At 32.6% G+C, this 23,581-nt stretch carries 24 protein-coding genes and 1 other annotated feature; of the genes, 13 read left to right on the top strand and 11 right to left on the bottom strand.

Features of this window, described 5'->3' with window-relative positions; translation table 11 throughout:
* The first annotated feature begins 24 nt into the window (after positions 1–24).
* From J3U23_RS04340 to mmuM, 4 genes are all read left to right on the top strand, one after another.
* Entirely contained in the window at positions 25–1,410 is a 1,386-nt protein-coding gene (locus J3U23_RS04340) for a DUF945 family protein (protein WP_267330315.1), read from the top strand.
* 250 nt (positions 1,411–1,660) lie between these two features.
* Positions 1,661–3,181 carry a DUF945 family protein gene (locus J3U23_RS04335; RefSeq protein ID WP_267338596.1) on the top strand — a complete coding sequence of 507 codons (1,521 nt, stop codon included), beginning with the start codon at positions 1,661–1,663 and terminating at the stop codon, positions 3,179–3,181.
* Between the two features lie 150 nt (positions 3,182–3,331).
* Positions 3,332–4,723 carry an S-methylmethionine permease gene (gene mmuP, locus J3U23_RS04330; RefSeq protein WP_065734860.1) on the top strand — a complete coding sequence of 464 codons (1,392 nt, stop codon included), beginning with the start codon at positions 3,332–3,334 and terminating at the stop codon, positions 4,721–4,723.
* Positions 4,723–5,649, top strand: coding sequence for a homocysteine S-methyltransferase (gene mmuM, locus J3U23_RS04325; RefSeq protein WP_267338595.1), 927 nt, complete (start codon positions 4,723–4,725; stop codon positions 5,647–5,649). Before mmuP ends, mmuM begins: the two co-directional genes overlap by 1 nt.
* 268 nt (positions 5,650–5,917) lie before the next feature.
* On the opposite strand, the gene hxlB is transcribed toward mmuM, so the two are convergent.
* The 8 genes from hxlB to J3U23_RS04285 form a co-directional block, all read right to left on the bottom strand.
* Positions 5,918–6,454, bottom strand: a complete 537-nt coding sequence (hxlB, locus tag J3U23_RS04320) for a 6-phospho-3-hexuloisomerase (RefSeq protein ID WP_267338593.1) — start codon at positions 6,452–6,454, stop codon at positions 5,918–5,920.
* A gap of 10 nt (positions 6,455–6,464) precedes the next feature.
* Complete coding sequence (gene rpe, locus J3U23_RS04315; RefSeq protein ID WP_267338592.1) at positions 6,465–7,115, bottom strand: ribulose-phosphate 3-epimerase; 651 nt, start codon at positions 7,113–7,115, stop codon at positions 6,465–6,467.
* A gap of 15 nt (positions 7,116–7,130) precedes the next feature.
* Positions 7,131–7,646 (bottom strand): YjbQ family protein, encoded by a 516-nt coding sequence (locus J3U23_RS04310; protein WP_267338591.1) that lies wholly within the window; start codon positions 7,644–7,646, stop codon positions 7,131–7,133.
* A gap of 97 nt (positions 7,647–7,743) precedes the next feature.
* A complete protein-coding gene (locus J3U23_RS04305; protein ID WP_065563458.1) occupies positions 7,744–8,028 on the bottom strand; it encodes a PTS sugar transporter subunit IIB in 285 nt (94 codons plus the stop codon).
* 14 nt (positions 8,029–8,042) lie between these two features.
* Positions 8,043–9,380 carry a PTS galactitol transporter subunit IIC gene (locus J3U23_RS04300; RefSeq protein WP_065563459.1) on the bottom strand — a complete coding sequence of 446 codons (1,338 nt, stop codon included), beginning with the start codon at positions 9,378–9,380 and terminating at the stop codon, positions 8,043–8,045.
* A 29-nt stretch (positions 9,381–9,409) separates the two neighbouring features.
* Positions 9,410–9,865: a PTS sugar transporter subunit IIA gene (locus tag J3U23_RS04295; protein ID WP_267338590.1), complete on the bottom strand. Its 456-nt coding sequence runs from the start codon at positions 9,863–9,865 to the stop codon at positions 9,410–9,412.
* The gene (locus J3U23_RS04290; protein WP_267338589.1) at positions 9,855–11,825 is read right to left on the bottom strand and encodes a BglG family transcription antiterminator; all 1,971 of its coding nucleotides are present in this window, start codon (positions 11,823–11,825) and stop codon (positions 9,855–9,857) included. Before J3U23_RS04290 ends, J3U23_RS04295 begins: the two co-directional genes overlap by 11 nt.
* Before the next feature lie 505 nt (positions 11,826–12,330).
* On the bottom strand, positions 12,331–12,933 hold the full coding sequence (locus tag J3U23_RS04285) for a riboflavin synthase (RefSeq protein WP_065734866.1): 603 nt from the start codon (positions 12,931–12,933) through the stop codon (positions 12,331–12,333).
* Between the two features lie 186 nt (positions 12,934–13,119).
* Here J3U23_RS04285 and crcB point away from each other — a divergent pair, with 186 nt between their 5' ends.
* Together crcB and J3U23_RS04275 are read left to right on the top strand one after the other, a co-directional pair.
* Positions 13,120–13,497, top strand: a complete 378-nt coding sequence (gene crcB / locus J3U23_RS04280; protein ID WP_065563463.1) for a fluoride efflux transporter CrcB — start codon at positions 13,120–13,122, stop codon at positions 13,495–13,497.
* A gap of 106 nt (positions 13,498–13,603) precedes the next feature.
* The gene (locus J3U23_RS04275; RefSeq protein ID WP_065734868.1) at positions 13,604–14,002 is read left to right on the top strand and encodes a cell division inhibitor SulA; all 399 of its coding nucleotides are present in this window, start codon (positions 13,604–13,606) and stop codon (positions 14,000–14,002) included.
* A gap of 114 nt (positions 14,003–14,116) precedes the next feature.
* Here J3U23_RS04275 and J3U23_RS04270 read toward each other — a convergent pair whose 3' ends face one another.
* The gene (locus tag J3U23_RS04270) at positions 14,117–14,740 is read right to left on the bottom strand and encodes a TetR/AcrR family transcriptional regulator (protein ID WP_267338588.1); all 624 of its coding nucleotides are present in this window, start codon (positions 14,738–14,740) and stop codon (positions 14,117–14,119) included.
* A gap of 414 nt (positions 14,741–15,154) precedes the next feature.
* Here J3U23_RS04270 and J3U23_RS04265 point away from each other — a divergent pair, with 414 nt between their 5' ends.
* A complete protein-coding gene (locus J3U23_RS04265) occupies positions 15,155–15,571 on the top strand; it encodes a DoxX family protein (RefSeq protein ID WP_065734870.1) in 417 nt (138 codons plus the stop codon).
* Positions 15,572–15,937: 366 nt separating this feature from the next.
* On the opposite strand, the gene J3U23_RS04260 is transcribed toward J3U23_RS04265, so the two are convergent.
* Positions 15,938–17,092 (bottom strand): hypothetical protein, encoded by a 1,155-nt coding sequence (locus J3U23_RS04260; RefSeq protein WP_267338587.1) that lies wholly within the window; start codon positions 17,090–17,092, stop codon positions 15,938–15,940.
* A 125-nt stretch (positions 17,093–17,217) separates the two neighbouring features.
* Entirely contained in the window at positions 17,218–17,784 is a 567-nt protein-coding gene (locus J3U23_RS04255) for a cysteine hydrolase family protein (RefSeq protein WP_267338586.1), read from the bottom strand.
* A 106-nt stretch (positions 17,785–17,890) separates the two neighbouring features.
* On the opposite strand from J3U23_RS04255, the gene J3U23_RS04250 reads away from it, so the two are divergent.
* From J3U23_RS04250 to hisH, 6 genes are all read left to right on the top strand, one after another.
* Positions 17,891–18,283 carry an Lrp/AsnC family transcriptional regulator gene (locus J3U23_RS04250; RefSeq protein ID WP_065563469.1) on the top strand — a complete coding sequence of 131 codons (393 nt, stop codon included), beginning with the start codon at positions 17,891–17,893 and terminating at the stop codon, positions 18,281–18,283.
* A gap of 191 nt (positions 18,284–18,474) precedes the next feature.
* Positions 18,475–18,600 (top strand) — a sequence feature (His leader region).
* 32 nt (positions 18,601–18,632) lie between these two features.
* A complete protein-coding gene (gene hisG, locus J3U23_RS04245; RefSeq protein WP_065563470.1) occupies positions 18,633–19,532 on the top strand; it encodes an ATP phosphoribosyltransferase in 900 nt (299 codons plus the stop codon).
* Positions 19,533–19,536: 4 nt separating this feature from the next.
* Positions 19,537–20,835, top strand: a complete 1,299-nt coding sequence (gene hisD / locus J3U23_RS04240; protein WP_267338585.1) for a histidinol dehydrogenase — start codon at positions 19,537–19,539, stop codon at positions 20,833–20,835.
* A 12-nt stretch (positions 20,836–20,847) separates the two neighbouring features.
* The gene (gene hisC, locus J3U23_RS04235; protein WP_267338584.1) at positions 20,848–21,906 is read left to right on the top strand and encodes a histidinol-phosphate transaminase; all 1,059 of its coding nucleotides are present in this window, start codon (positions 20,848–20,850) and stop codon (positions 21,904–21,906) included.
* Positions 21,907–21,914: 8 nt separating this feature from the next.
* Complete coding sequence (gene hisB, locus J3U23_RS04230; RefSeq protein WP_267330305.1) at positions 21,915–22,982, top strand: bifunctional histidinol-phosphatase/imidazoleglycerol-phosphate dehydratase HisB; 1,068 nt, start codon at positions 21,915–21,917, stop codon at positions 22,980–22,982.
* Positions 22,983–23,570, top strand: a complete 588-nt coding sequence (gene hisH, locus J3U23_RS04225; protein WP_065563474.1) for an imidazole glycerol phosphate synthase subunit HisH — start codon at positions 22,983–22,985, stop codon at positions 23,568–23,570.
* The last annotated feature ends 11 nt before the right edge of the window (positions 23,571–23,581 follow it).

Below are 23,581 nucleotides of genomic sequence, written 5' to 3'. Positions count from 1 at the left end.
GTAATAGAAATCAAGAGAGTAAAAATGAAGAAAACAAAATTAGCAGTTGGTGTTATTGCAATATTAGGTTTGGGGTATGTTGGTACTGCATGGTATACCGGAAATGTAATAGAAGATGGTCTTGATAGCACATTAAAAAATTTAACCCAAGAAGTTAATAGCTTACAAGATAATTTTGAGGTACAAATCACGCATACAAATGACGAAAAAAGCCTCTTCTCAACTAAAACACACATAAAATTAGCTGTAACAAACATTGAAAATTCAAAAACAGTTGTATTATACGATGATGATGTGATTATTCATCATGGTCCTTTTCCAATTGAAGCGTTAAAAAATGGCGTATTCACACCACAACAAGCTTGGGTTGAATTTCAAAATAGTGAACAATTTAATCCTGATTTATGGAAAAAAGCGGGCAATCAGCCATTTATGAAAGGTCATATAAGCCTGTCTTACTCTGACTTCATAGACTATAACATATCAACTCAACCAATTGTACTTGATTTGAAAGATATCGGAGTTGAAGATGCTGATGGTAAACTTGATCTTGGTGAGATAAATTGGCGTGCTTCAGGAAACATTAATTTTGTTGCCCCATCAATTTCGATTGAAGCAAGTAAAATTAATTATCAACATGATGCAGATAATCAATTAAAAATAACCAATTTAAAAGTTGTTAACGATGCAGATTTTCAAAATAAATATACTTTAAATGCTAGCGTTGATGATTTCTATTTTAATTTTGAATCGGCCAGAGATACACCAGAAATTTCTCTGAAAAATTTAGCTTGGAATTATGTGTTAGAAGCAAAAGAGAGTGGCTTAAATGGTGATTTTGCATTCAAGATTGGTTCATTTAAATATGGTAAACAAGACATAGGTAATGGTTCGTTTGAATTTGATTTTGAAGGATTAGATAAATCTTTTTTAGAAATTTACCCAGAAGCAGCGCCGTTTTTAGCTAAAATAAAACATAGTTCACCTAATACCAAAATGAACTTCAAAAAAGTCAATTGGCACAATGCAGCCGGTGATTTTAACTTCAGTGCATTTTTTGATGTTTCAGATTTCACTATAATGTCAAGTTTAAGATTGGCTCAAAATATCGATCAACTTAACCAATTTAAAGTAAATCTTGATGCACCATACAAAGTTATAGCACGTATTAAGACTCAATTTGATAATCCAGAAAATGAAAATATTTCTGAACAACAATTTGAGTCTGATGCTAAACAAATGCAATTCATCGTTGAAAGATCTTTTAATAGATCTCCATATCCAGCAATTTTATTTAAAAAAGGAGATGTGGAAGGTATATTCACTGAAATTGAATACACTAAACAAAGTGGTCAATTCAACCTTAATGGCAAAAAAATGAGTTTTCAAGAGCTTCAAAACCATTTTTAAAAGTTAAACTTTTTATCACTAATTTATCCCGCCACCTTTTGGCGGGATAGCTTCTAAAAAATAATTTATTTGCAAATCCGATACATATTATTTGATTAGTTATATCAAATCGCAAAATAAAGTTTTTGATTAAACAATGATAGATGTAAATTTATAGAATTTATTAAATTTTGAAATAACATACTTAATATAGTTAAATAAGTCTTTAAAAAATATCATTAGAAAATAAGAATATTATAAGTGAATATTAATGAAAAAAAGCATCTTAATTATAATGTCAGCACTAGGACTTGGCTATATTGGAATTTCATGGCATACAGGCAATATTATTGAAAGAGAATTTGATAATAACCTTCAATCCTTAACCGAAAAAGTTAATAGCTATCAACAATTATTTGATATTACGATTAATAAAAGCCATTATCAAAAGAATATTTTTTCGACAAAAGTTCACTTAACTTTTACCTTATCCCCTAAAAATCAATCTCAAAAAAGTACCCTAAAAGTATTTGATGATGATTTAACTATTTATCATGGTCCCTTCCCCACTGCAGCTTTGGCAAATGGTGTTTTTACTCCAAAATTTGCTTGGATTGAATATGAAATGGGTAAAATAAACTCTCCAGAACTTTGGAAAATTGCGGGTAATAAACCTTTTATAACAGGTCATGCAAGCATCGGATATGGGCAATATCTAATTGTTAAATTAGCGACAAAGGCAATCAAATTGAATCATTCGAAATTAGAATTTTATATTTCAGATGTTATTTACAATTTAGAAAGTGGAGAAGACAGAAATCAACTCATATCGACATTAAAATTTGATAATTTAACACTTTATAAAAATAAACAGGATGCTATTTCATTTGAGCAGTTTATCTTAACGGCAAAACCAAACCAGGATCAGATAGAATATAAAATGAACCTTGGTAACTTACACATAAACGTTGGCACGATTAATCGATTTCTATTTGATGTAAGCAATATTGAAAATAAAGGCCATTATGCTTTCAATATAGATGAACAAGAAATATTTACCATTCCTAATATCGATTCAATAACAAATATTGATAAAATCAAATTCACTTCGACTTATGTTCCACCAATTGCAATTAATAATTTAAACATAAAGCAAAGTAGTAAACTTAATGATAATCTCACAGTAGATGGTTATTTTATAACAAATATTAATTCAATTACTTATGGCAATCAAAATCTAGGATCAGGAAAATTAGATATTAATTATGAAGGCATAGATGGTGAAGATTTGGGATATCCAATCGATCCAATAGCCAAACAAAAATGGCTTTTTGATAATTTTCTCACCCCTTCTAATCGAAAAATTTCATTAAATAATTTAAGTTGGCACAATGATGAAGGCGATATAGCAATCCGTGCTTTAATTGAAATAACCGATGATATCTATAAGTACCGTAATATAGATAAAATAAAAGCCCTCAAATGGAATATTGATATACCAATTAAAGTATTAGGACGTATTAAAGCACAAACCAACAATCCTATAGACAATAACGTTCAGTTGGAAGAGATACAAAGTAGTAGTCGAGAACTTTTTATAATTTGTCATCAATTTTTAAAGGATAATCCATTATTTACATTTGATAAAAACAATGAAAAAGGAATCTATTCCAACATTGATTACAATTTAGAACGAGATAAAGATGAAGTTGATGTTAATGATAAAAAATTAAATAAACAAGATTTCTTTAATCAGCTGATTAGAACAATGCGTTTATTAATAGTTAAATGATGACAAAAATATCGCTTATATTAATCGTATCTATTACAATTAAGAGCAATCATCCAAATAAATGTCATGATATAAATCATTGAAAATTTAAATCATAATTCAACTTACTTAGAATTATGGATTCTTTTACTTTAACTAAAAATAAATTTTATGAATAAACATTCTTCTGTTAGTAATGAAAATCAATTTAAACGCACCATGAAAACTCGGCATTTAATTATGCTATCTTTAGGTGGTGTAATTGGGACCGGTCTATTTTTTAATACCGGTTATATTATTGCCACTGCTGGCGCAATTGGTGCAATCATTGCCTATTTAATTGGCGCATTAGTCGTTTATCTTGTCATGTTATGTTTAGGTGAACTTGCTGTGGCTATGCCTGAAACGGGTGCCTTTCATACCTATGCATCACGATTTATCAGCCCTGCTACAGGCTATACGGTAGCCTGGCTTTATTGGTTAACTTGGACTGTCGCGTTAGGATCAAGCTTTACCGCTGCCGGATTGTGTATGCAATACTGGTTCCCGCAAGTCCCTGTATGGCAGTGGTGTTTAGTTTTTTGCTTAGTCATTTTTATGTTGAATATAATTACTGCACAATTTTTTGCCGAAAGTGAGTTTTGGTTTTCGATAATAAAAGTCATCACTATCGTAGTATTTATCATTGCCGGAAGCGCAGCTATTTTTGGCATAATTCCGATGAAAAATGATATGCCAGCTCCATTTTTACATAATATTACCGAGTATGGCTGGTTCCCAAATGGTATTACGCCAATAATTATGACCATGGTATCAGTTAATTTTGCTTTTTCTGGAACCGAACTTATTGGTATAGCTGCTGGTGAAACCCATCAGCCTGAAAAATCGATTCCATTAGCGATTAAAACCACTATTTTCAGATTAATCATCTTTTTCGTCGGTACAATCTTTGTATTAGCAGCGCTACTACCAATGGAGCAAGCTGGTGTAATCAAAAGTCCATTTGTTGAAGTGTTCGAAAGTATTGGTATCCCCTATTCGGCTGATATTATGAATTTTGTTATTTTAACCGCTATTCTATCAGCCGCTAATTCTGGTCTATATGCTTCTGGTCGGATGTTATGGTCATTATCCAATCAAGGCACATTACCTAAATACTTTAGTAAACTAAATAAAAAAGGTATTCCAACCACAGCTATTGCCGTTAGTATGATTGGCGGTTTATTAGCGCTGTTTTCAAGTGTCATCGCCCCAGATACGGTGTTTGTCGGTCTAACCGCGATTTCTGGATTTGCTGTGGTGGCGGTTTGGTTAAGTATTTGTGCTTCTCATTACTTTTTTAGAAAACAACTTTCATCTTCTGACATTGAAGGTCTCAAATATAAAGCACCTTTATACCCATTAGTACCAATTTTAGGCTTTATTCTATGCTTAGTTGCTTGTGTTGGTTTGGCATTTGATCCAGAACAGCGCATCGCGCTTTATTGTGGTATTCCATTTGTGGTGTTTTGCTATATCGCCTATCATGTTACCCGAGCTTATCAACAACGAGTGAACCGATAATGTCTAATCCAATATCATTCAACCAAAATATCATAATTGACGGTGCTTTAGCTAGTGAGTTACAGCGCCGTGGCTGTGATCTTAATGATAGTTTGTGGTCAGCCAAAGTATTAATAGAACAACCCGATCTGATTAGGCAAGTTCATTATGACTACTTTAAAGCTGGTGCAGATTGTGCAACCACTGCCAGCTATCAAGCATCACCATTGGGCTTCGCTAAAAAAGGGATATCTTTAGATGAATCTATAAAGCTTATCAAAAAAAGTGTCGAGCTGGCTCAACAAGCAAAAGAGCAATATTTAACTCAGATTGGTAAAAATAAACCACTATTTATAGCTGGTTCAGTTGGTCCTTATGGTGCTTATTTAGCTGATGGTTCAGAATACACAGGCAACTACCAATTAAGTGAAGAAGAATTTATCGAGTTTCATCAGATCCGAATACAAGCACTCATCGATGCAAAAACCGATATCCTAGCTTACGAAACCTTACCCAATTTTGCTGAAATTAAAGCGCTTGTTAAAGTACTGAAACAGTATCCAACAATGACAGCATGGTTCTCATTTACATTAAAAGATGCTAATCACCTTAGCGATGGTACCCCGCTAAAAGAAGTGATCGATTATCTAAATAACGTTGATCAAGTGGTTAGTGTTGGTATTAATTGCATTGCCTTAGAAGAAGTAACTGCCGCATTAACCGTATTACAAACCTTAACTAGAAAACCTTTGATTGTTTATCCAAACTCAGGTGAGCAGTATGACCCAACTACCAAACAATGGCATAATAATCACCAACACAACTGTACTTTCAAAAACCAATTACCAACTTGGTTAAAATTAGGTGCTAAATTGATTGGCGGATGCTGCCAAACTACACCTAAAGATATTGCAGAAATTGCTGACTATTTAAAAAATATTAAATAGTGATTCAATCTGTAAGGGATAAAATCGCTGTTAATTGAATAGATAAATTAATGGCGGTTTAACTTTTTAAGAGCTATTTGCATTCTCATCCCCTCAAAAACCCCGCTCCTCAACTTTTTTTGAATCAAAAACCCGTTCCTCAAAATTTTATAAAGATATTAAATACGATAATGTTAACTATCCCATATAGTGTAGATGCAATGAACTTGCCTCCAAAAGCATCCGTCACTAATTTGGTTTTGAGATTTGGAGTTTTTTAGACTCAATGCTATTCAATATTGGCATGTCGATTTTTCATTGATTCTGGCGTTTGGTTCAAATCTTCCATTAAGCTATAAATGATGCTGTCATAAGTCAGCAGAGATAGTTGTTCAAAGGTACTGCCCATAGGTTGATTTAATTGAACAACATTGATTGGAATTGCAACAATGTTATCAGCTAGTTTTGCTAAACTTGAGTTGTTGTTGGTGGTAAATAGGATTATTTTAACACCGATTGCTTTTGCTTGATTAGCATAAGCAATGAGGCTTTTAGTTTCCCCAGAATAAGATCCTAAAATCAATAAATCGCCAACATTTGCTTTAGGTTTGCTGATTTCAGTTATTAAACTCACATTTAAACCTAAATGCATTAATCGATTAGCAAATGCACTAATCATTAATCCTGATCTGCCGGTTCCAGCTAAAAAGATATGTTTTGCGGAAATAATAGCGTTTTTAAATTCCTGAAGTTGATCTTCATTTAAATTGCCTTCCTGCGCCGATATTTCTGTCAATATATTGCTAAGTACATTTTTGATAGTCACTGTTTTATTCCTATTTTATTGCCATTTTTAACTTTTCTATATTGTTTTCGATGGCATTATTTTTAAAGATGAATCCACCCGATACAATGCTATTTGCCCCAGCGGCAATGCATGGTGATATAGTTTGGTCAGTAATATTGCCATCAACTTGGATGTCGTAATAATAATTACCTTTTTGTTTTTCACGGGTTAATTGTTCAATTTTTTGTAAGGTAAAAGGTAAAAAGCTTTCATTTTTTTGACCAGGATTGACTGTCATAACTAATACCAAATCAATAAAAGGTAAGAGTAGTTTAAGGTTTTCAATGGGTGTGCTTGGATTGATAGCTATTCCAGCTTTGATATTGTTACTTTTTATTTTGTTGATAATGAATGAGTGATGGGCCGTTGCTTCGTAATGAAAGGTGATAATATCAGCTTTAGCATCAATAAAATCTGCTATGGCTAACTCAGGCTTCTCGACCATAAGATGACAATCTAAAATGAAATCAGTATGTGTTTTTAAATTTTTGACAAAGCTTGCATTAAAACCAAGATTTGGTACATAGTGATTATCCATCACGTCAATATGTAATTGACGAATACCCAATGATTTCAATTTTTCCAAGTTTTCTTTAATCTGATAAAGATCAGAATTAAATAGTGATGGAGACAGTATCATAATTATTCCCTCTTATTAACAGCCCATCAACATAAAATTGACATTACGTTTTCGTTCACGAAGCGCATCCCAGTCAACAAAATAGATTTTTCCTAATTGCCCTAATAGTGGCGAACCATCTTTAATGATCAACACCAATGAGAAATGACCAAAAAGTGATGATTTGATATGAGCATCAGTATTTAGCATAACCCATTTTTCTGCTGGATAATTAGGATCACTAAGTCCTAAACCAAATTCAACATGCTTTGGACCTGGGCTGTTGTACTGATTTTCACTGGTCATGCGTGGTACAATTTTTTCTAAGGTATTGTTGATATCGACATGAAGAAACTCATCCCCAAAAAAATTAGTGTCATGCATACACTCTTCAAAAAATAGTGAGCAAGTTGTATGTGTGGTAGCTATGGTTAACTGACCATTTTCGATATTGGATTGCTTAACAAATTGATTTAATTCTTCACTAATATCATGGTAAGAGTGTCTGCCAGCAACAGTATTGATTTCAATGGCATGATGAATAATTTTCATATTGCTTTATTCCTTATTGCAGCCTCATTAACTTTGTTATTTCAGTTAACGAAAGTCAATGAGGCGGTCGTTATAAATACTTAATGATGCTTTTCAATTAAATAGCTAAACGTTTTTTTAACTCTGCAAAAAACTCATTCAATCCTACACCAGTAAGTAATGGTAAACCGTTGATGACTTTAGCCTTAATTGAATCTGGTACGATGGTGGTACTCACCACAACGTCATAAGAGTCGATTTTATTAAGTTCATCAGCAATTTTAGATTGATAAATTTTCACTTGATCTGTTAATTTTTCATCACTAAGCCATTTAGTGACTTTGCTTACTGCAATAGTTGAAGTTGCATGACCTGCACCACACATTATGAGTAAATTTTTCATATGACTATTTCCTTTTAATACATTTCAATTTTTTTGATTTTGTTGATATAGATAAGCAAGCAAAGGATTACGAGAGCTAAACCAATTAGGCCAAGGTATCCGATATGGGTTAATAACAGTACAAATAGTGTTACAGGCCATAATCCACATAAAATTACAGTAACAATACCAGCTGTACCTACATCATAATTAGCTAGATGGAATACATCAGTGATGACTGGTGCAAGCCAAGTTGCCATATATAGGCAGATAACTAGGTAAATGGTGCCACCAAGGATTGAACGAATAATATTACCTTTAAAGAACGGTACCATTAAGCAAATGCCAAATGCATAGAAGGCTAAATCACCAAAAGGTAGTACTTTGTTACCCGGTAAGATCAAAGCAAGTAGTAATGATACTGGCACCATGATTAACGCAGTTGCCATTACCGCAGGATGACCAACAGTTAACGCGGCATCCATTCCGATGTTTACTTGTTTTCCATTAAGTTTTTTGCTAGTAAATTCACGCGCAGCGTCAGCAACAGGAAGTAAGCCTTCCATAAACATTGCAACCATTTTTGGCATAATTTTCATGATTGCAGCAGTTGAAATACCTAGCTGACCAATTTTTGGAACATCATAATTGGCTAAAATCCCAACGACAATACCGATGATTAATCCGATAACAACAGTATCACCAAAGATACCAAAACGTTTGGTTAGCGTTTCTGAATCGGCATTTAATTTATTTAAACCTGGAATTCGGTCAAAGATCCAATTTAATGGGATTGCGACAATTGCACCCGATAATGCCATGAGGTGAGTAATAGCAATGCCAGGATAACCAAAAAATGAGCTTATTGGTTTCTGTAATAGATCGGCTAAAAACCATTGCAACATTACTGCAGTTATACAGCCAATGATACCAACCCAATATTCACCTGTGACTGAATATGCCACTAAACCTAGGAAAATCGCAAACCAGAAATTCCAGATATCGACATTTAAAGTTCGAGTCCAACCGAGTGAGATAAATAAGAAATTGATAATTAATGATGCTGGAATTAGCAATAACCCCAATGTAGTTGAGAATGCCAATGGCCCACCTACTCCACAACCAATATCCATAATACTTAATGATGTTCCATACTGTTCACCCATTTTTTGGATGGCAACACCTAAAGTGTCAGATAGTAAACCGATAACTAATCCAAGACCAACGATACCGATACCGACGGTAATACCCGACATTATCGCTTTGGAAAAACTGACTCTAAAAAATAAGGCTATGATAAAAATGATGATTGGTAAAAAAACCACTCCACCAAGATCTATTAACCATTGAAAAATATTAATGACACTATCCATTTGTAACTCCTTGATAAAATTAATCAACCCTATTTAACGCCTGCGCTATTTAAAATAGAGGTAAAATCGTTAATTGATTGACACTTTTCTAATAATTTTATTTGCTCATCATTTTGAAATAAGCCAATAAGGTTCTGTAAATTTTCAATTTGCTCATGTGGCTGCTTCATTGCTAGCATAAAAATGAATTTGACTGGGATTTGTTCTTTATCATCAGTCATACCAGAAAAAATGATTGGATTTTTTAGGGATGCAAAGCAAATTTGTGACTGATTAACTTTTGAAGAATCAGTGTGTGGTATGGCAAAACCGACGGAATTAATTAATAATCCTGTTGGATATTGTTTTTCTCTTTGCAAAATTCCATCTAAATAGTCTTGTTTAACAATTCCATGTGAAAATAACATTTGTGCCATTGTTGTTAAGATCTCTTCTTTAGTTTTTGCCTCAATATTGAATAGGCATAAATGCTGATCAAAGTACATTCTTGATTCCTCTTTGATTGTCCAAAAATAGTTTAAGTTGTTTAAAGTTTGTGAGATTTTTTAAGGATGAAATTGCCTGTTTATTCGAGACTATTTCATAAATTTCAGTGAAAACGTCATTAATACTATTAATATTGTTCTCCGAAAGACTAACCATGATAATGATGCTGACATCAATCATGCCCCATTTGATCGGTTGTTTTAAGGTCATGATTGATATGCTTGATTTGATAACAAACATTGGTGAACCATGTGGTAAAGCAATTCCATTTTCAATCGAGGTATCACCGATTTCTTCACGATATAACACTGAATCACGATAGTTTTTAGTTACAAATCCTTTCTCTTCAAGCTTATTTATCAGTAAGTTAAGGCATTCATTTTTGTGTTGAATATCAACGTTTAATTCAATTAAATCGGCTTTAACGAATTTAGCTGTTGTTGGATAGTAATTGTCTAAAAAATCGGGTTGTTTATTAAGAACATAGTTGGCGTAAGCTTGGATAATATTTTGGTAATCTTGATTGTTTAATAATGACGATATTTTGACAATTGGTTTATTAATGTTGTTGATATCAAGTGTAGTGATGATTAAATCGACATTACTAAGTTTGGTCGAATTTAATTTTGAAACAGAATAGACTTCGATGTTATCTTTCGACGGTAAAAGTTTTCGTACTTTATTTAAAATTAAGTTTGATGATGAGCACCCATATTGGCAAATAATGACAATATTATTTGCATCCGCGGCTTTATCTAAAGCTATTTGAAAATGAATCAATAAAAATGAGATTTCATGATCATTTAAATGGATGTCAAATTTACGTTCTAAGTCTGAAAGTGCATACCATAACACACTAAATAATTTAGAATATTCTTGTTTTATCTCGTCTAATATTGGATTTATAATACGGATTTTCTTTTGTAAACGAGTAATCATCGATGGAAAATGTGACAATAAAGAGTGAAACAATTTACTATCACCCGTTAAATCTACATTCTCAATATCACCAATTTTTTTTATGATCCTGAAGATAATTTGTTCATAAAAACTGTCATCAACAATGATATTTTCATCAATGATTCGATGAGCAAAAAACAGTTTGCTTAAATATTTAATATCATTGGTTAGAAACGCCACATGAAAAGTTGACTCAAGTGTTTTTGCCAATTCCGAGGCAATTAAGTAGGATTGCATATATCGAATATGATTAAATAAAAAATCATTTTCTTCAGGAATTGAATATCCCAAACACAATCTCTTAAGTTGTATGGTAATTGATATCAGTAGCGAAGATAGATAATGCTCAGTAGATTGTGCAACGACCGATTCAAAACGTTCAAACAGTAATCGATTTATCTGTTCAAACGAATCATCCCCAATAAAGGATTTCATCAATTGATTTAGATAATAGTCATCTTGTTTGTGAATATATAAGGAGAGAAAATGTTTAATCGCTCGTTGTATTTGATTTTCATTACCGTCAACATGAATTCCTTTGTGGGTGACGGTTAATACGATATTTTCTTGTTCAAGCGCACGATTAATAAATTCGATATCTTTGTGTAATGATGTTTTACTGACTAAATAGTCAAAAGATAATTGCTCAAGTGATACGTTTTCACTATTTAATAAACATCGTTTAACAATATCTAAGCGACGGTATTCAGGACTTAATCGCCGTGATTTTTTATTAAAATAACTGTGACTATTTTTTTGTTCTAAATAATTAATTATTGTTTCAATATCCGTTTTTTGACCTAATAAAATTAATCCTTTACGAGGTGACTTTTCGATTCGAATATCCATATTCGGTATCGTTTTTAAACGTTCGTTTAGTTTCTCAATATCGCAATATACGGTTTTAGTTGAAATTAATAATTTTGAACTAAAAAAAGCAGCCGGTTTAAATTCTGACTGGCTAAAAAGTAGTTTAAGTAATTTGATCTGTCTTTCCATTACTCAACTCCTTTTTCTATATGTAATACCTTCATGATGATTTAAAGTATAGTTAGGTAAATAAATAAGACGATTACATTTTTTTCCAGATTAATCTGGAATCAAATGTGATAATAACCAATGTTGAAAAGTCTGATTGCGTGAATAGCAATCTTAAAATGGGGTATTTTTCTTAATCTAGATGATTATAAAGGTCTTAATAATGAGGTAATACATTTAGTCATTTGACATGAAATTACTATTTTATATTTCTTTTTAATGTATAAATTAAGAATGATGATTATTTGGATGATTCATTTCAGATAGTAAAGCATATCTTTAATATTTTCATCCTATTAAATAGCTGAGTTTATTTTTTTTAAAAGGGATAAATGTTTGTAATAACTTATATTATAAGTTAATTCAATAATAATGGTTTGATGCTTTTAATAGTTTGCTTTTACCTCAATAAAAAGTCTATTTTTTGCAATAAACCATTATTAAATAATCTTTTGTGATCAATCATTTATTTTGCTAATACGCGTTCAACCGTATCGACAATAGCTTGAGTTTGTGAATCAATTTCGATATTAACACTATCCCCTACTTTTTTGGTATCCAGAGTAGTAATCGATAAGGTTTCTGGGATCAGGTGAATGTTAAAATGGTTATCTTTAACCTCACCAACGGTTAAACTTGCGCCGTCTATACCAATAAAGCCTTTATATAGCACATATTTCATAAATTTTTCTGGCATAGCTAAGGTCATTTGACAGTTGGTAGCTGTTTTTTGGATATCGATAATGGTTGCAGTACAAGAGACATGTCCAGACATTACATGCCCACCTATTTCATCACCATATTTAGCACTTCGTTCAATATTAACAAAGTCGTTTTGCTTCTTATTGCCGAGAGTAGTTAAAGCAAGGGTTTCTTGCATAATGTCAAAGGTTACGCAGTCATTTTCAATTCCGGTTACAGTTAAGCAACAGCCATCATTTGCTATTGATGCCCCGATTTCAATATTATTTGTTAAGTTGTGTGGAAGTTTGACTTTATAGGTTCTTAATTTGTCCTGATCTGTGATACAAATAATCTGACCAACACCTTGTACGATTCCTGTAAACATTATCATAACCTTTATATTTAATCATTTAGCTAAATATTTTAGCGCAAACCAGTAAAAAATAATAACGATTGAAATCGAATATTTAATATATTTAATAAATGAATGATTTTATCTTCAAAAAGATATCCAATTGGATGCTCTACTGATATGATCAGGTTTAATTTATGATTTAAAGGTTGCCCATTTATGTTGAAACTTATTTTAGCTATTTCAATCGGTTCAGTTTTCGGAGGATTGCTTCGCTGGTTCTTATCGTTAAAATTAAATGTCATTGCTTTTGCTATTCCTCTAGGTACATTATTTTCTAATTTGATCGCTGGTTATATTATTGGTTTTGCAATTGCTTTTTTTAATCATGCAAATCTTTCTGCTGAGTGGCGATTGCTGATAATTACAGGTTTTTGTGGTGGGTTATCTACTTTTTCAACATTTTCAGCTGAAATTGTTAATTTTCTTCAAGAAGGTCGTATTGGTTGGGGATTAGCGACCATTGCTGTTCATGTTACTGGCTCAGTTTTAATGACATTTTTAGGCTTTTTTACCTATCAATTTTTTCGTTCATGAAGGTATATTAACCCAAAACAATATAAAAAATGATCACAAATAGTATTTACAACCTCAAATTACTGTATTAATATACACTGTATATGCAAACAGTATCGAGGTTTTTATGCTTATTGAACATTCTTCACCACAACTTATGGCTATCAATTTTGAAACACCCTTTCAACAGGTGTTACAACAACAGCGACCTTTATTACGTTCATTTAATAAAGAGAAAAAATGGCAATTATGGCTATCAGATCGTCCGATGCTGAAACGTTCATGGGTGAATACTGCTGGACTAGATAAAGAAAAAGTTGTTCATTTAGCTAATTTGAATAATGAAAATTTAGTATCTACTATTGAGAAAGCATTACAAAGTAAAACCTGTAGTTATGTAGTTGCATGTGTTAATGATCTTAATGAGCAAGATAAACTGCGTTTACAACAAGCTGTTTTAACCAGCAATACCTGTTTGTTTTTAGTTCACGATGAACAAAACCAACAACCAATTCAATACCATTAAAAAAATATCTGTTTCTAAAATTTATAGTTATAAAAGAAAGACACTGTCTAATATGGCAGTGTTTTGAATAATTTTTCGTTTTAAAAACTTAGAAAGGAATAGGAAAAAAACACGTTAAGTGTTAGCATCATTTTTCGCTTGATTAATGATAGCGTTAGCTATCCATTGAGAAAGCGATATAATATATGAATCATCTAAATTCCAAACATCTTTTAAAACCGTTATTTGCGAACCACAGATGATTGATATGGTATAAATGACTTTATTATATTGCTCTTCACTAAGCTGTGATTGTAACGGTTGTAATAATTTCGAAATTACCTCTTTACGATTTTCCCGTACTCGTTTTGTTGTATTAGGTGCTGATTTAGAACGCTCATTAGCCCATTGTTGCAAAGATAATCGCATCGTCGCTCTTATAGCACCTTCATGTTTTATCATTTCAGTATAAGCAAACGATATGAATTCATTAACTCTTTGGCTTATATTTTGTTCGTCTGTATGCCATTGTAAAATAGGATCAAGTGAACGATTAACCACTGCCGATATCAGATCATTTTGTGTTGGAAAATAGCGATAAGCAGTCGATCTTGAGATTCCTGATTTATCAGCTAACTCAGTAATCGTAGGTTCAATTCCATTTTCTAATGAGTCCAAAGCAATCTCTAATAGTCGCTCATAATTCTTTTTTTTAAGACTTGTAAAGTTGTTCAAAGAACTAGTTTCAAATTTGCTCATAACAGTGTTTTTTGACTTATATTAATTTTACTCCATTTCTTTCATTTTAAATAATAAATTATTAATTGTGAAATATTTTAAAAAAATGAGACTAAAGTCTCATTTTTGATATATAATGTTACCCAATAAAATTTGAATGTTTAGAAACATAATTTAGGCAAACAAATTTAAATACCAATTCTATTCGACACCAACAATAAGTAAGTAATACCGGTGCGACATTAGTCGCACCGCTATTTTATCGCAATTAATAGTACTAATTCATATTGATAAGAAGAACTTTAATATTTTAATGTTCCTTTACTATTGATTGTTAACTGTGAGACAATCTCACATGCAGTATCCTATGTTTCAAATAAGTAATAGATATATAAGATTTTTATTATTTTGTTAACTTAATATAGGAAACACACAATGAAAGAATATCAAACTGATGTAGCTGCTTTCGTATTACGAATTGCTTTAGGTATGATGTTTTTAGCTCATGGTTTTACAAAGTTACTTGTTCTAACACCAGAAGGTACCGCAGAGTATTTTCACACTCTTGGTTTTCCTGGGTTCTTTTCTTATATTGTAATCGTTTTTGAAATTGGTGGCGGTGCATTGTTGCTATTAGGTATTCTAACTCGCGCTGTTGCATTAATTGCCTTTTTTCAACTAGCCATAATAACTATTGTGCATTGGGCTAATGGTTGGTCATTTACTAATCCAGGTGGTGGTTGGGAATATCCAGCATTTATGTCTTTAACTGCTTTTAGTCTTTCATTGCTTGGAACCGGCAGATTTAGTGTTCTATCTGGTAAAAAATATCCACAAATTATCGAGTCATAATATGTTAAATTTCTAGGAAAGGTAAAAATGATTACCTTTCCTCTAATTTTGATTTATCGCTTAAATAAATAGTTCAATCTAGTTTTAATAATGGCTTAGTTTTCCTATCGATATTGTTTATTACTCTTCCCTATCTTAACATTCAAATAATTATATTTTATTTAAACCAGTTATGTTTATATAATCTATTTTATTAAACATATTACGCTACAATTTTTTGATTGTTTATTTATTGATAATAAGAAAACTATAATCTGTATATTCTGGGTAAATTTATCTAAGCATTGAAAGCTTTATCTGAAATCAATCCATAAAATATAAACTAACATCAATCGGCAAGTAATTTGAAACTATTTAACTAAAGTCTCAATCCACCATATCTTGCTTGTCACTTAGACTCTCAATAAAATCTTCAACTACTAAAGCGGCTTTTTTAGCACCTTCTAAATATTTATCAATGAACTCTTGGTTGTAAATGGGTTCCTCTCCATAATTAGCTTTATTATCATGACTAATAAATTCATAGTGAAGTGATACTTTGAAATCCCCTTTATATTCATAAACATAATGACATCCTAAATCATTATCAATTGAACATTTAATTACTAAAGGTTCAGATTGAATAGGTAACCAATTTGGTTGGGGAACAATTAGAATATTATTATTTTTAAATCTATACAGAACTATATTATTGTCAAATTGATTACTCTCTATAAATTTATTATAACAATAATCGCAGTTTTCTTTACTTTTTGCATACTCTAAGTTTTCTTGAAATATTTTAAATGAACTGTCATCAGAGCTATTCTTATTAGTTCTAAAAAAATCAATATCTAAATTGTTAAATTGTAAATTTTCATTTTTTATATTATTGCAATAAGCAGTTAATGCTTTGGATGTTGGATGAAGGCAAATATCACTCGAGTCAATTCTAATATCACTAATTTTATCAATTTTATGAGCTACATCATTAGAAAACTTCTCGCAAAATTTTCTTTCTGAAACATTAGCACTATTATATCCTTCAATAACCCAAAATGGTGAATATTTAGAATTCGGATAAATACGTAAGATTGCATCTTTGGACAGTTCAACTAAACGTCCATTTTTTTTACACTCGCTACTTGGTCTATTTTCTAAATACTTAGTCACGCCAGGTACTATGATTAAATAAGTCGGCCAAAAGAAAGTACAAAATAATGGTAATAATATATAACTCAATAGAGAAGCCAATTTATGTCTTGAACCAAAATATTTTTTCGTTTCTGATTGGCAAAAACGAATGATAAGCGGAAAAACAATAGCTGAAAGAAAAAATACAAAAAACTCTAAATTAGCATTGATTGAAATATAAATAGCTAAAGCCAAAATTATAGTTGCAAGAATTGCTCTAATAATTCGATTCATTCTTGCAAAGATAACTATGAACGACAAAACATAAAAGAAATAAAAAATTGGCAACAAGAATAATAATATAATAACCTCTCTTGCTACATGATGCCCTCCAACGGATTGAAACATGTAATACACCTCTAACAGAATAATTAATATCAAATTATTTTGATATCAGCTAGTATTATCACAGATAAATATTAATGTCAAAAATAAGAATTTTTACTTCAATTATTAAAGTTCAAGATAGTATTTCAGTTATTCACTTCATTAAATTTTTGTATAAACGATTCACACTTCATTACTGTTGCAAACTTCATTAATGCAGACATAAAACTATCATGAACTACTTGTGATGCAATAATATTGCCACTAAAGTTAAGATCACGAGTAGTACAAGCATCGTGAATCAAAATTGGTTGATAATTTAGTTCAAATGCACAGCGAGTGGTGGAATCAACACACATGTGACTCATCATTCCACAAATCACTAATTGTGATATACCTAATTGCTCTAACTTCTGTTGTAAATGAGTTTGGTAAAAGCTATTTGGATATGCTTTTTGAACAATAAATTCATTATGCTCTTCAAGAGGAAGTAATTTAGAATGTAACTGACTTCCGTCGCTATTTTTTACAAAAAAAGCGGCATTAACATCTTGATTAACGTGCTGTATATAAATAATCGGCAATTGCTTTTGACGGAAATAATTTTGTAACTTTAAAATATATTTCAACGTCTGTTCGGTATTATTTAATGGGTATTTTCCCTCAGGGAAATAATCATTTTGCACATCAATAATTATTAATGCTTGCGTCATTTTGCTCTCCTTTATAATGTTTTATGTTATTATTCTGCAGGTATTAACTTTTAAATAACATAGTAAATTGAAGGAATTAACAGCAGTTCGCTTTCAAAATGAAAATATGGATAAAAAAGATCGCGCTATATTAAATGAGTTAAAAGAGAATAGTCGTCAATCTTGGCGAGAGATTGGAGAGAAGGTATTCTTGTCAAGCCAAGCAGTTGGTCAACGTGTGCAAGAGTTATTAAATAATCATATTATCGAAAAATTCACCATTAAAGAGCAAAAATCTCAATTACAATTTATTACTATTTATATGAATTCAAATCAATTTGAATCGTTTGAAAAGTTAGTAAAATCTTTTGATGAGGTTTCCGAATTTTACAAAATTACTGGTGATGGTTGTTATATGATTGTCTGCCACTTTGAAAATAATAGTCTAGAGAACTTCTTAAATAAAATTGCTGATTATAGTCGTTATAAAGTCAGCCATAAGTTAAAACAAATCTTATAATTAATCGTAAAAATAAATGATTAAATATTTATATTTGATAAGTCATTATGGTTAATAATAATCGCTTGCTTACAATTTATTTCAATAAATTAACAAAAAGATATTGCTCATTAATCGTTTCTGTTATATTTTGTACAACAGTTAAATTTAAAGGTTTTAATTTTTATGAATTGTTTTTGTATGACTAAACACCATCATCACCATCATTCCTGAATAGTCTTCGGGCGATTGGTGCTGGAAGACAAATGGTCTTCCGGTGATTTCGCAAAAGCAAATAGAGAACCCTCGGAAGATCAAACTTCCGAGGGTTTTTTGTTTGTGGTTAATAATTTTATTTAGGGAGAATAACATGTTGGATAATTCACGTTTACGTATAGCAATGCAAAAATCAGGACGTTTAAGTGATGAGTCAAAAAAATTACTAGCTCAGTGTGGTATCAAAATTAATCTACAAGAGCAACGTCTAATTGCTTTCGCTGAAAATATGCCAATTGATATTTTACGCGTTCGTGATGACGATATACCAGGCCTTGTGATTGATGGCGTAGTTGATATTGGTATTGTGGGCGAAAATGTTTTAGAAGAAGAAGTTCTAGATAGGCAAGCTGAAGGTTATAATCCACAATATAAAAAATTACGTAGACTTGATTTTGGAGGATGTCGTTTATCTATTGCCGCCCCTCGTGACTTTAACTATACAGGTCCTGAGTGCTTAAATAATTTGCGTGTAGCAACAACTTATCCTCACCTACTCCGCCGTTATCTCTCTCAATATAATGTAAGTTTTAAAACTTGTTTGCTTAATGGTTCTGTTGAAGTGGCTCCTCGAGCTGGTTTAGCTGATGTAATTTGTGATTTGGTATCAAGTGGTGCAACTCTTGAGGCCAATGGTTTACAAGAAATAGAAGTCATTTATAAATCTAAAGCATGCTTAATTCAACGTGAAGGTGAAATGTCCTGCACTAAACAAGCCCTAATCGATAAAGTGATGACTCGAATTCAAGGTGTAATTCAAGCTCGTGAATCTAAATATATTATGCTTCACGCTCCAACAGCAGTTTTAGATCAAGTTGTTTCGCTATTACCTGGTGCAGAAAATCCAACTATTTTACCATTAACCGGTGAACAAAATCGGGTAGCATTACACATGGTTAGCACTGAGTCATTATTCTGGGAAACCATGGAAAAACTAAAAGCATTAGGTGCTAGTTCAATCCTTGTATTACCAATTGAAAAAATGATGGAGTAATCAAATGAAGCTTTCTTATTGGCAAAATTGTTCTAAAGAACAGCAAGCAGAATTATTAACTCGCCCGGCAATTGCTGCCTCAGATTCTATTAGCCAAGTGGTTAAAGATATTTTGACACAGGTTAAACAAAATGGTGACCAAGCCCTCAAAGCATTGAGTAGTAAATATGATAAAACTCAAACCAATCAAATTAAATTAACTGAAGGTGAGATAAAAACAGCAACTAGTCGTGTCAAATCGGATTTAAAACAGGCAATGCAATTGGCTGTAAGCAATATTGAAAAATTTCATCAGGCACAAGTAAGACAGACCATAACAGTTGAAACTATGCCTGGTATCAAATGCCAGTCAGTCACTAGACCTATTGATTCTGTTGGTCTCTATATACCAGGAGGTTCTGCTCCTTTATTATCAACTGTTTTAATGCTCGCTATTCCAGCTAAAATTGCTGGTTGTCGTAAAGTGATTTTATGCTCACCTCCCCCAATTGCTGATGAAATTTTGTATGCAGCTGAACTTTGCGGTGTAACAGAAATCTATCAACTAGGTGGGGCACAAGCGATTGCTGCAATGGCATTAGGTACCGAGTCAGTTCCAAAAGTCGATAAAATATTTGGCCCGGGTAATGCTTATGTTACTGAAGCCAAACGTCAAGTAAGCCAACGTCTTGATGGTGCAGCTATTGATATGCCAGCAGGCCCTTCTGAAGTATTGGTCATCGCCGATAGTTCTGCTAATCCATCTTTTATAGCTGCTGATTTACTTTCTCAAGCTGAACATGGACCGGATTCACAAGTGGTACTACTTACTCCTGATGAGAAGATTGCACAGGAAGTTTCGATTGAGGTTGATAAACAACTTATGCAACTATCGCGCCAAGATATTGCTGAAAAAGCGTTGAAAGAAAGCCGACTTATTGTAACCAACGATTTAGAAGAATGTGTAGATATCAGCAACCGTTATGGGCCTGAGCATTTAATTATTCAAACTAAAAATGCGGATCAACTGGTTGATAAAATTAATAGTGCCGGTTCAATATTTATCGGTGATTGGTCACCAGAGTCTGCTGGCGATTATGCATCAGGTACAAATCATGTATTGCCTACTTATGGTTATACTTCAACTTATTCAAGCCTCGGGTTACCAGATTTTCAAAAACGGATGACTGTACAAAAATTAACGCCTGATGGATTGAAAGCGATAGGTACAGCAGTTGAGCTAATGGCACAAGCTGAGCAACTGACTGCACACAAAAATGCGGTTACGATTCGCTTAGCTAAACTTAATGCTGATAATAAATAATAGGTGGATAAAATGGATATTAATCAATTAGTCAGAAAAAACGTACAAAAGTTGACACCTTATCAATCAGCCAGACGTATTGGTGGTAAAGGTGACGTGTGGTTAAATGCCAATGAATACCCTGTTGCCCCCAATTATCAGTTAACAGAACAAACATTAAACCGTTATCCAGAAGCACAGCCTGAACATGTTATAAATGGTTATGCGCAGTATGCAGGAGTTCGACCTGATCAAGTGATAGTTAGCCGCGGTGCTGACGAAGCGATAGAGCTATTAATGCGTGCTTTTTGTGAACCTGATACAGATACAATACTTTACTGTCCACCAACTTATGGTATGTATCAAGTCAGTGCTGAAACTTTAGGAATAAAAACTAAAACTGTACCGACCAAATCAGATTGGCAACTTGATCTTGAAGGAATTAAGCAAAATATTGATAGTGTTAAATTAATCTATGTTTGTTCACCAAATAATCCAACTGGTAATTTAATCAATCAAGATGATATTAAAACATTACTTAATATAGCCGAAGATCGAGCGCTAGTTGTGATTGATGAGGCTTATATTGAGTTTTCGCCTAATTCAACGGTAGTCAGTTGGCTTAAAGACTTTCCTCACTTAGTGATTTTACGCACCTTATCAAAAGCATTTGCACTTGCCGGTTTACGTTGTGGATTTACTTTAGCTAATAAGCCAGTAATCGACGCGTTACAAAAAGTGATCGCTCCATATCCATTAGCTACACCTGTAGCTGACATTGCCACTCAGGCATTGAGTAAAGACGGTATTAATACGATGAGATTGCATGTCATCAATCTGAATAATCAAAAAGAAAAGCTGGCTAAGCATCTTTCAGCACTGCCTATAGTCGAAAAAGTTTATCCTAGTGAATCAAATTATTTATGTGTTAAATTTCAGAATAATAAGGATGTATTTCATAAACTTTGGAATGAAGGCATTATATTGCGTGACCAAAGTAAATCAATTGGTCAAGATGGTTTTGTTCGAATTTCGATTGGTACTCAAGCTGAATGTGAAGCAGTAATAACAGCACTTAAAGCCATATTATAGGAGCAAGTATGTTACAAAAATATTTATTTATCGATCGTGATGGAACATTAATTGTTGAACCTCCTATCGATTTTCAAGTTGATAGTTTCGAAAAACTTGAATTTGAACCTAATGTGATACCCGCATTACTTAAATTACAAGCTGCTGGTTATAAATTAGTTATGGTGACCAATCAAGATGGTTTAGGCACCAGCAGCTATCCACAAGCCAAATTTGATGGCCCTCATAACTTAATGATGCAAATATTTGAATCACAAGGCGTCAGATTTGAAGAAGTTTTAATTTGTCCACATTTTCCTGAGGACAATTGTGAGTGCCGTAAACCTAAACTAAAACTGGTGCTTCCTTATTTAATGAATGGCAACTTAGACAAACAAAATAGCTATGTAATTGGTGACAGGGTCACTGATATCCAGCTTGCAGAAAATATGCAAATAAAAGGGTTACGTTATGATCCAGTAAATCTTAATTGGAACGAAATAGCTCAACGTTTAACCACAGCAGATCGTTATGCAAAAGTCGAAAGAAACACCAAAGAGACTAAGATTTTAGTTGAGGTTTGGTTAGATAGACAAGGTGGTAGCCAAATTAATACAGGTATTGGTTTTTTTGACCATATGCTCGATCAAATTGCTACTCATGGTGGCATTAAACTCAATATCCAAGTTGAAGGTGATCTTCATGTTGATGATCATCACACCATTGAAGATACTGGCCTTGCTTTAGGTGAAGCGCTAAAACAAGCTCTTGGAGATAAACGTGGAATCACACGCTATGCATCAGTTATTCCAATGGATGAATGTTTAGCAAAATGTGCAATAGATATTTCTGGTCGGCCTTACCTTGTATTTTCGGCACAATTTAGTGATCCTAAAGTTGGAGATATGAGTACACAAATGGTAGAACATTTCTTCTACTCTTTAACTTATGCTATGGGGATCACCTTACATATTGAAACATCGGGAAATAATGATCATCATAGAATCGAGAGCTTATTTAAAGCGTTTGCTCGAACACTTAAACAAGCAATTAAAATTGAAAGTGATAGATTACCTAGTTCGAAAGGAGTGCTATAGATGAAAATTGTCATTCTCGATACAGGCTGTGCAAATCTTTCATCAGTAAAATACGCAATACAACGACTAGGCTATAATCCAATTATTAGTCTTGAACCTGATATTGTGCTTGAGTCGGATAAACTCTTTTTACCGGGTGTGGGTTCCGCATCTGCAGCAATGAAAAAGTTAAAAGAACGGAATTTAATCGAGCTGATAAAAGTTTGCACCCAACCTGTATTAGGCATCTGCCTTGGTATGCAACTTTTAGCCGATTATAGTAATGAAGGGCATGTCCATACGTTAGGTATCATTCACGAAAAAGTCTCTGAAATTCCTGATTGTGGACTACCACTACCGCATATGGGGTGGAATCAAGTTAACCCTAAAGCTGGCCACCATTTATTCCGAGATATTCCTAATGGTGCTTATTTTTACTTTGTACATGGATACGCCTTACCATTATGCTCATCAACTATCGCAGAAACCAATTACGGCGAAAGCTTTACAGCTGCCGTACAAAAAGACAACTTTTACGGTGTGCAATTTCATCCAGAGCGTTCTGGCTCAGCCGGTGCAAAATTACTAAAGAACTTTTTGGAGATGTAAAAATGGCAGTT

The organism is Gilliamella sp. B3367 (genome assembly GCF_026536825.1).
GTDB lineage: Bacteria > Pseudomonadota > Gammaproteobacteria > Enterobacterales > Orbaceae > Gilliamella > Gilliamella apicola_E.
Note: the sequence above shows the minus strand (reverse complement) of the source record. Positions and strands in the feature narration are given on the sequence as shown.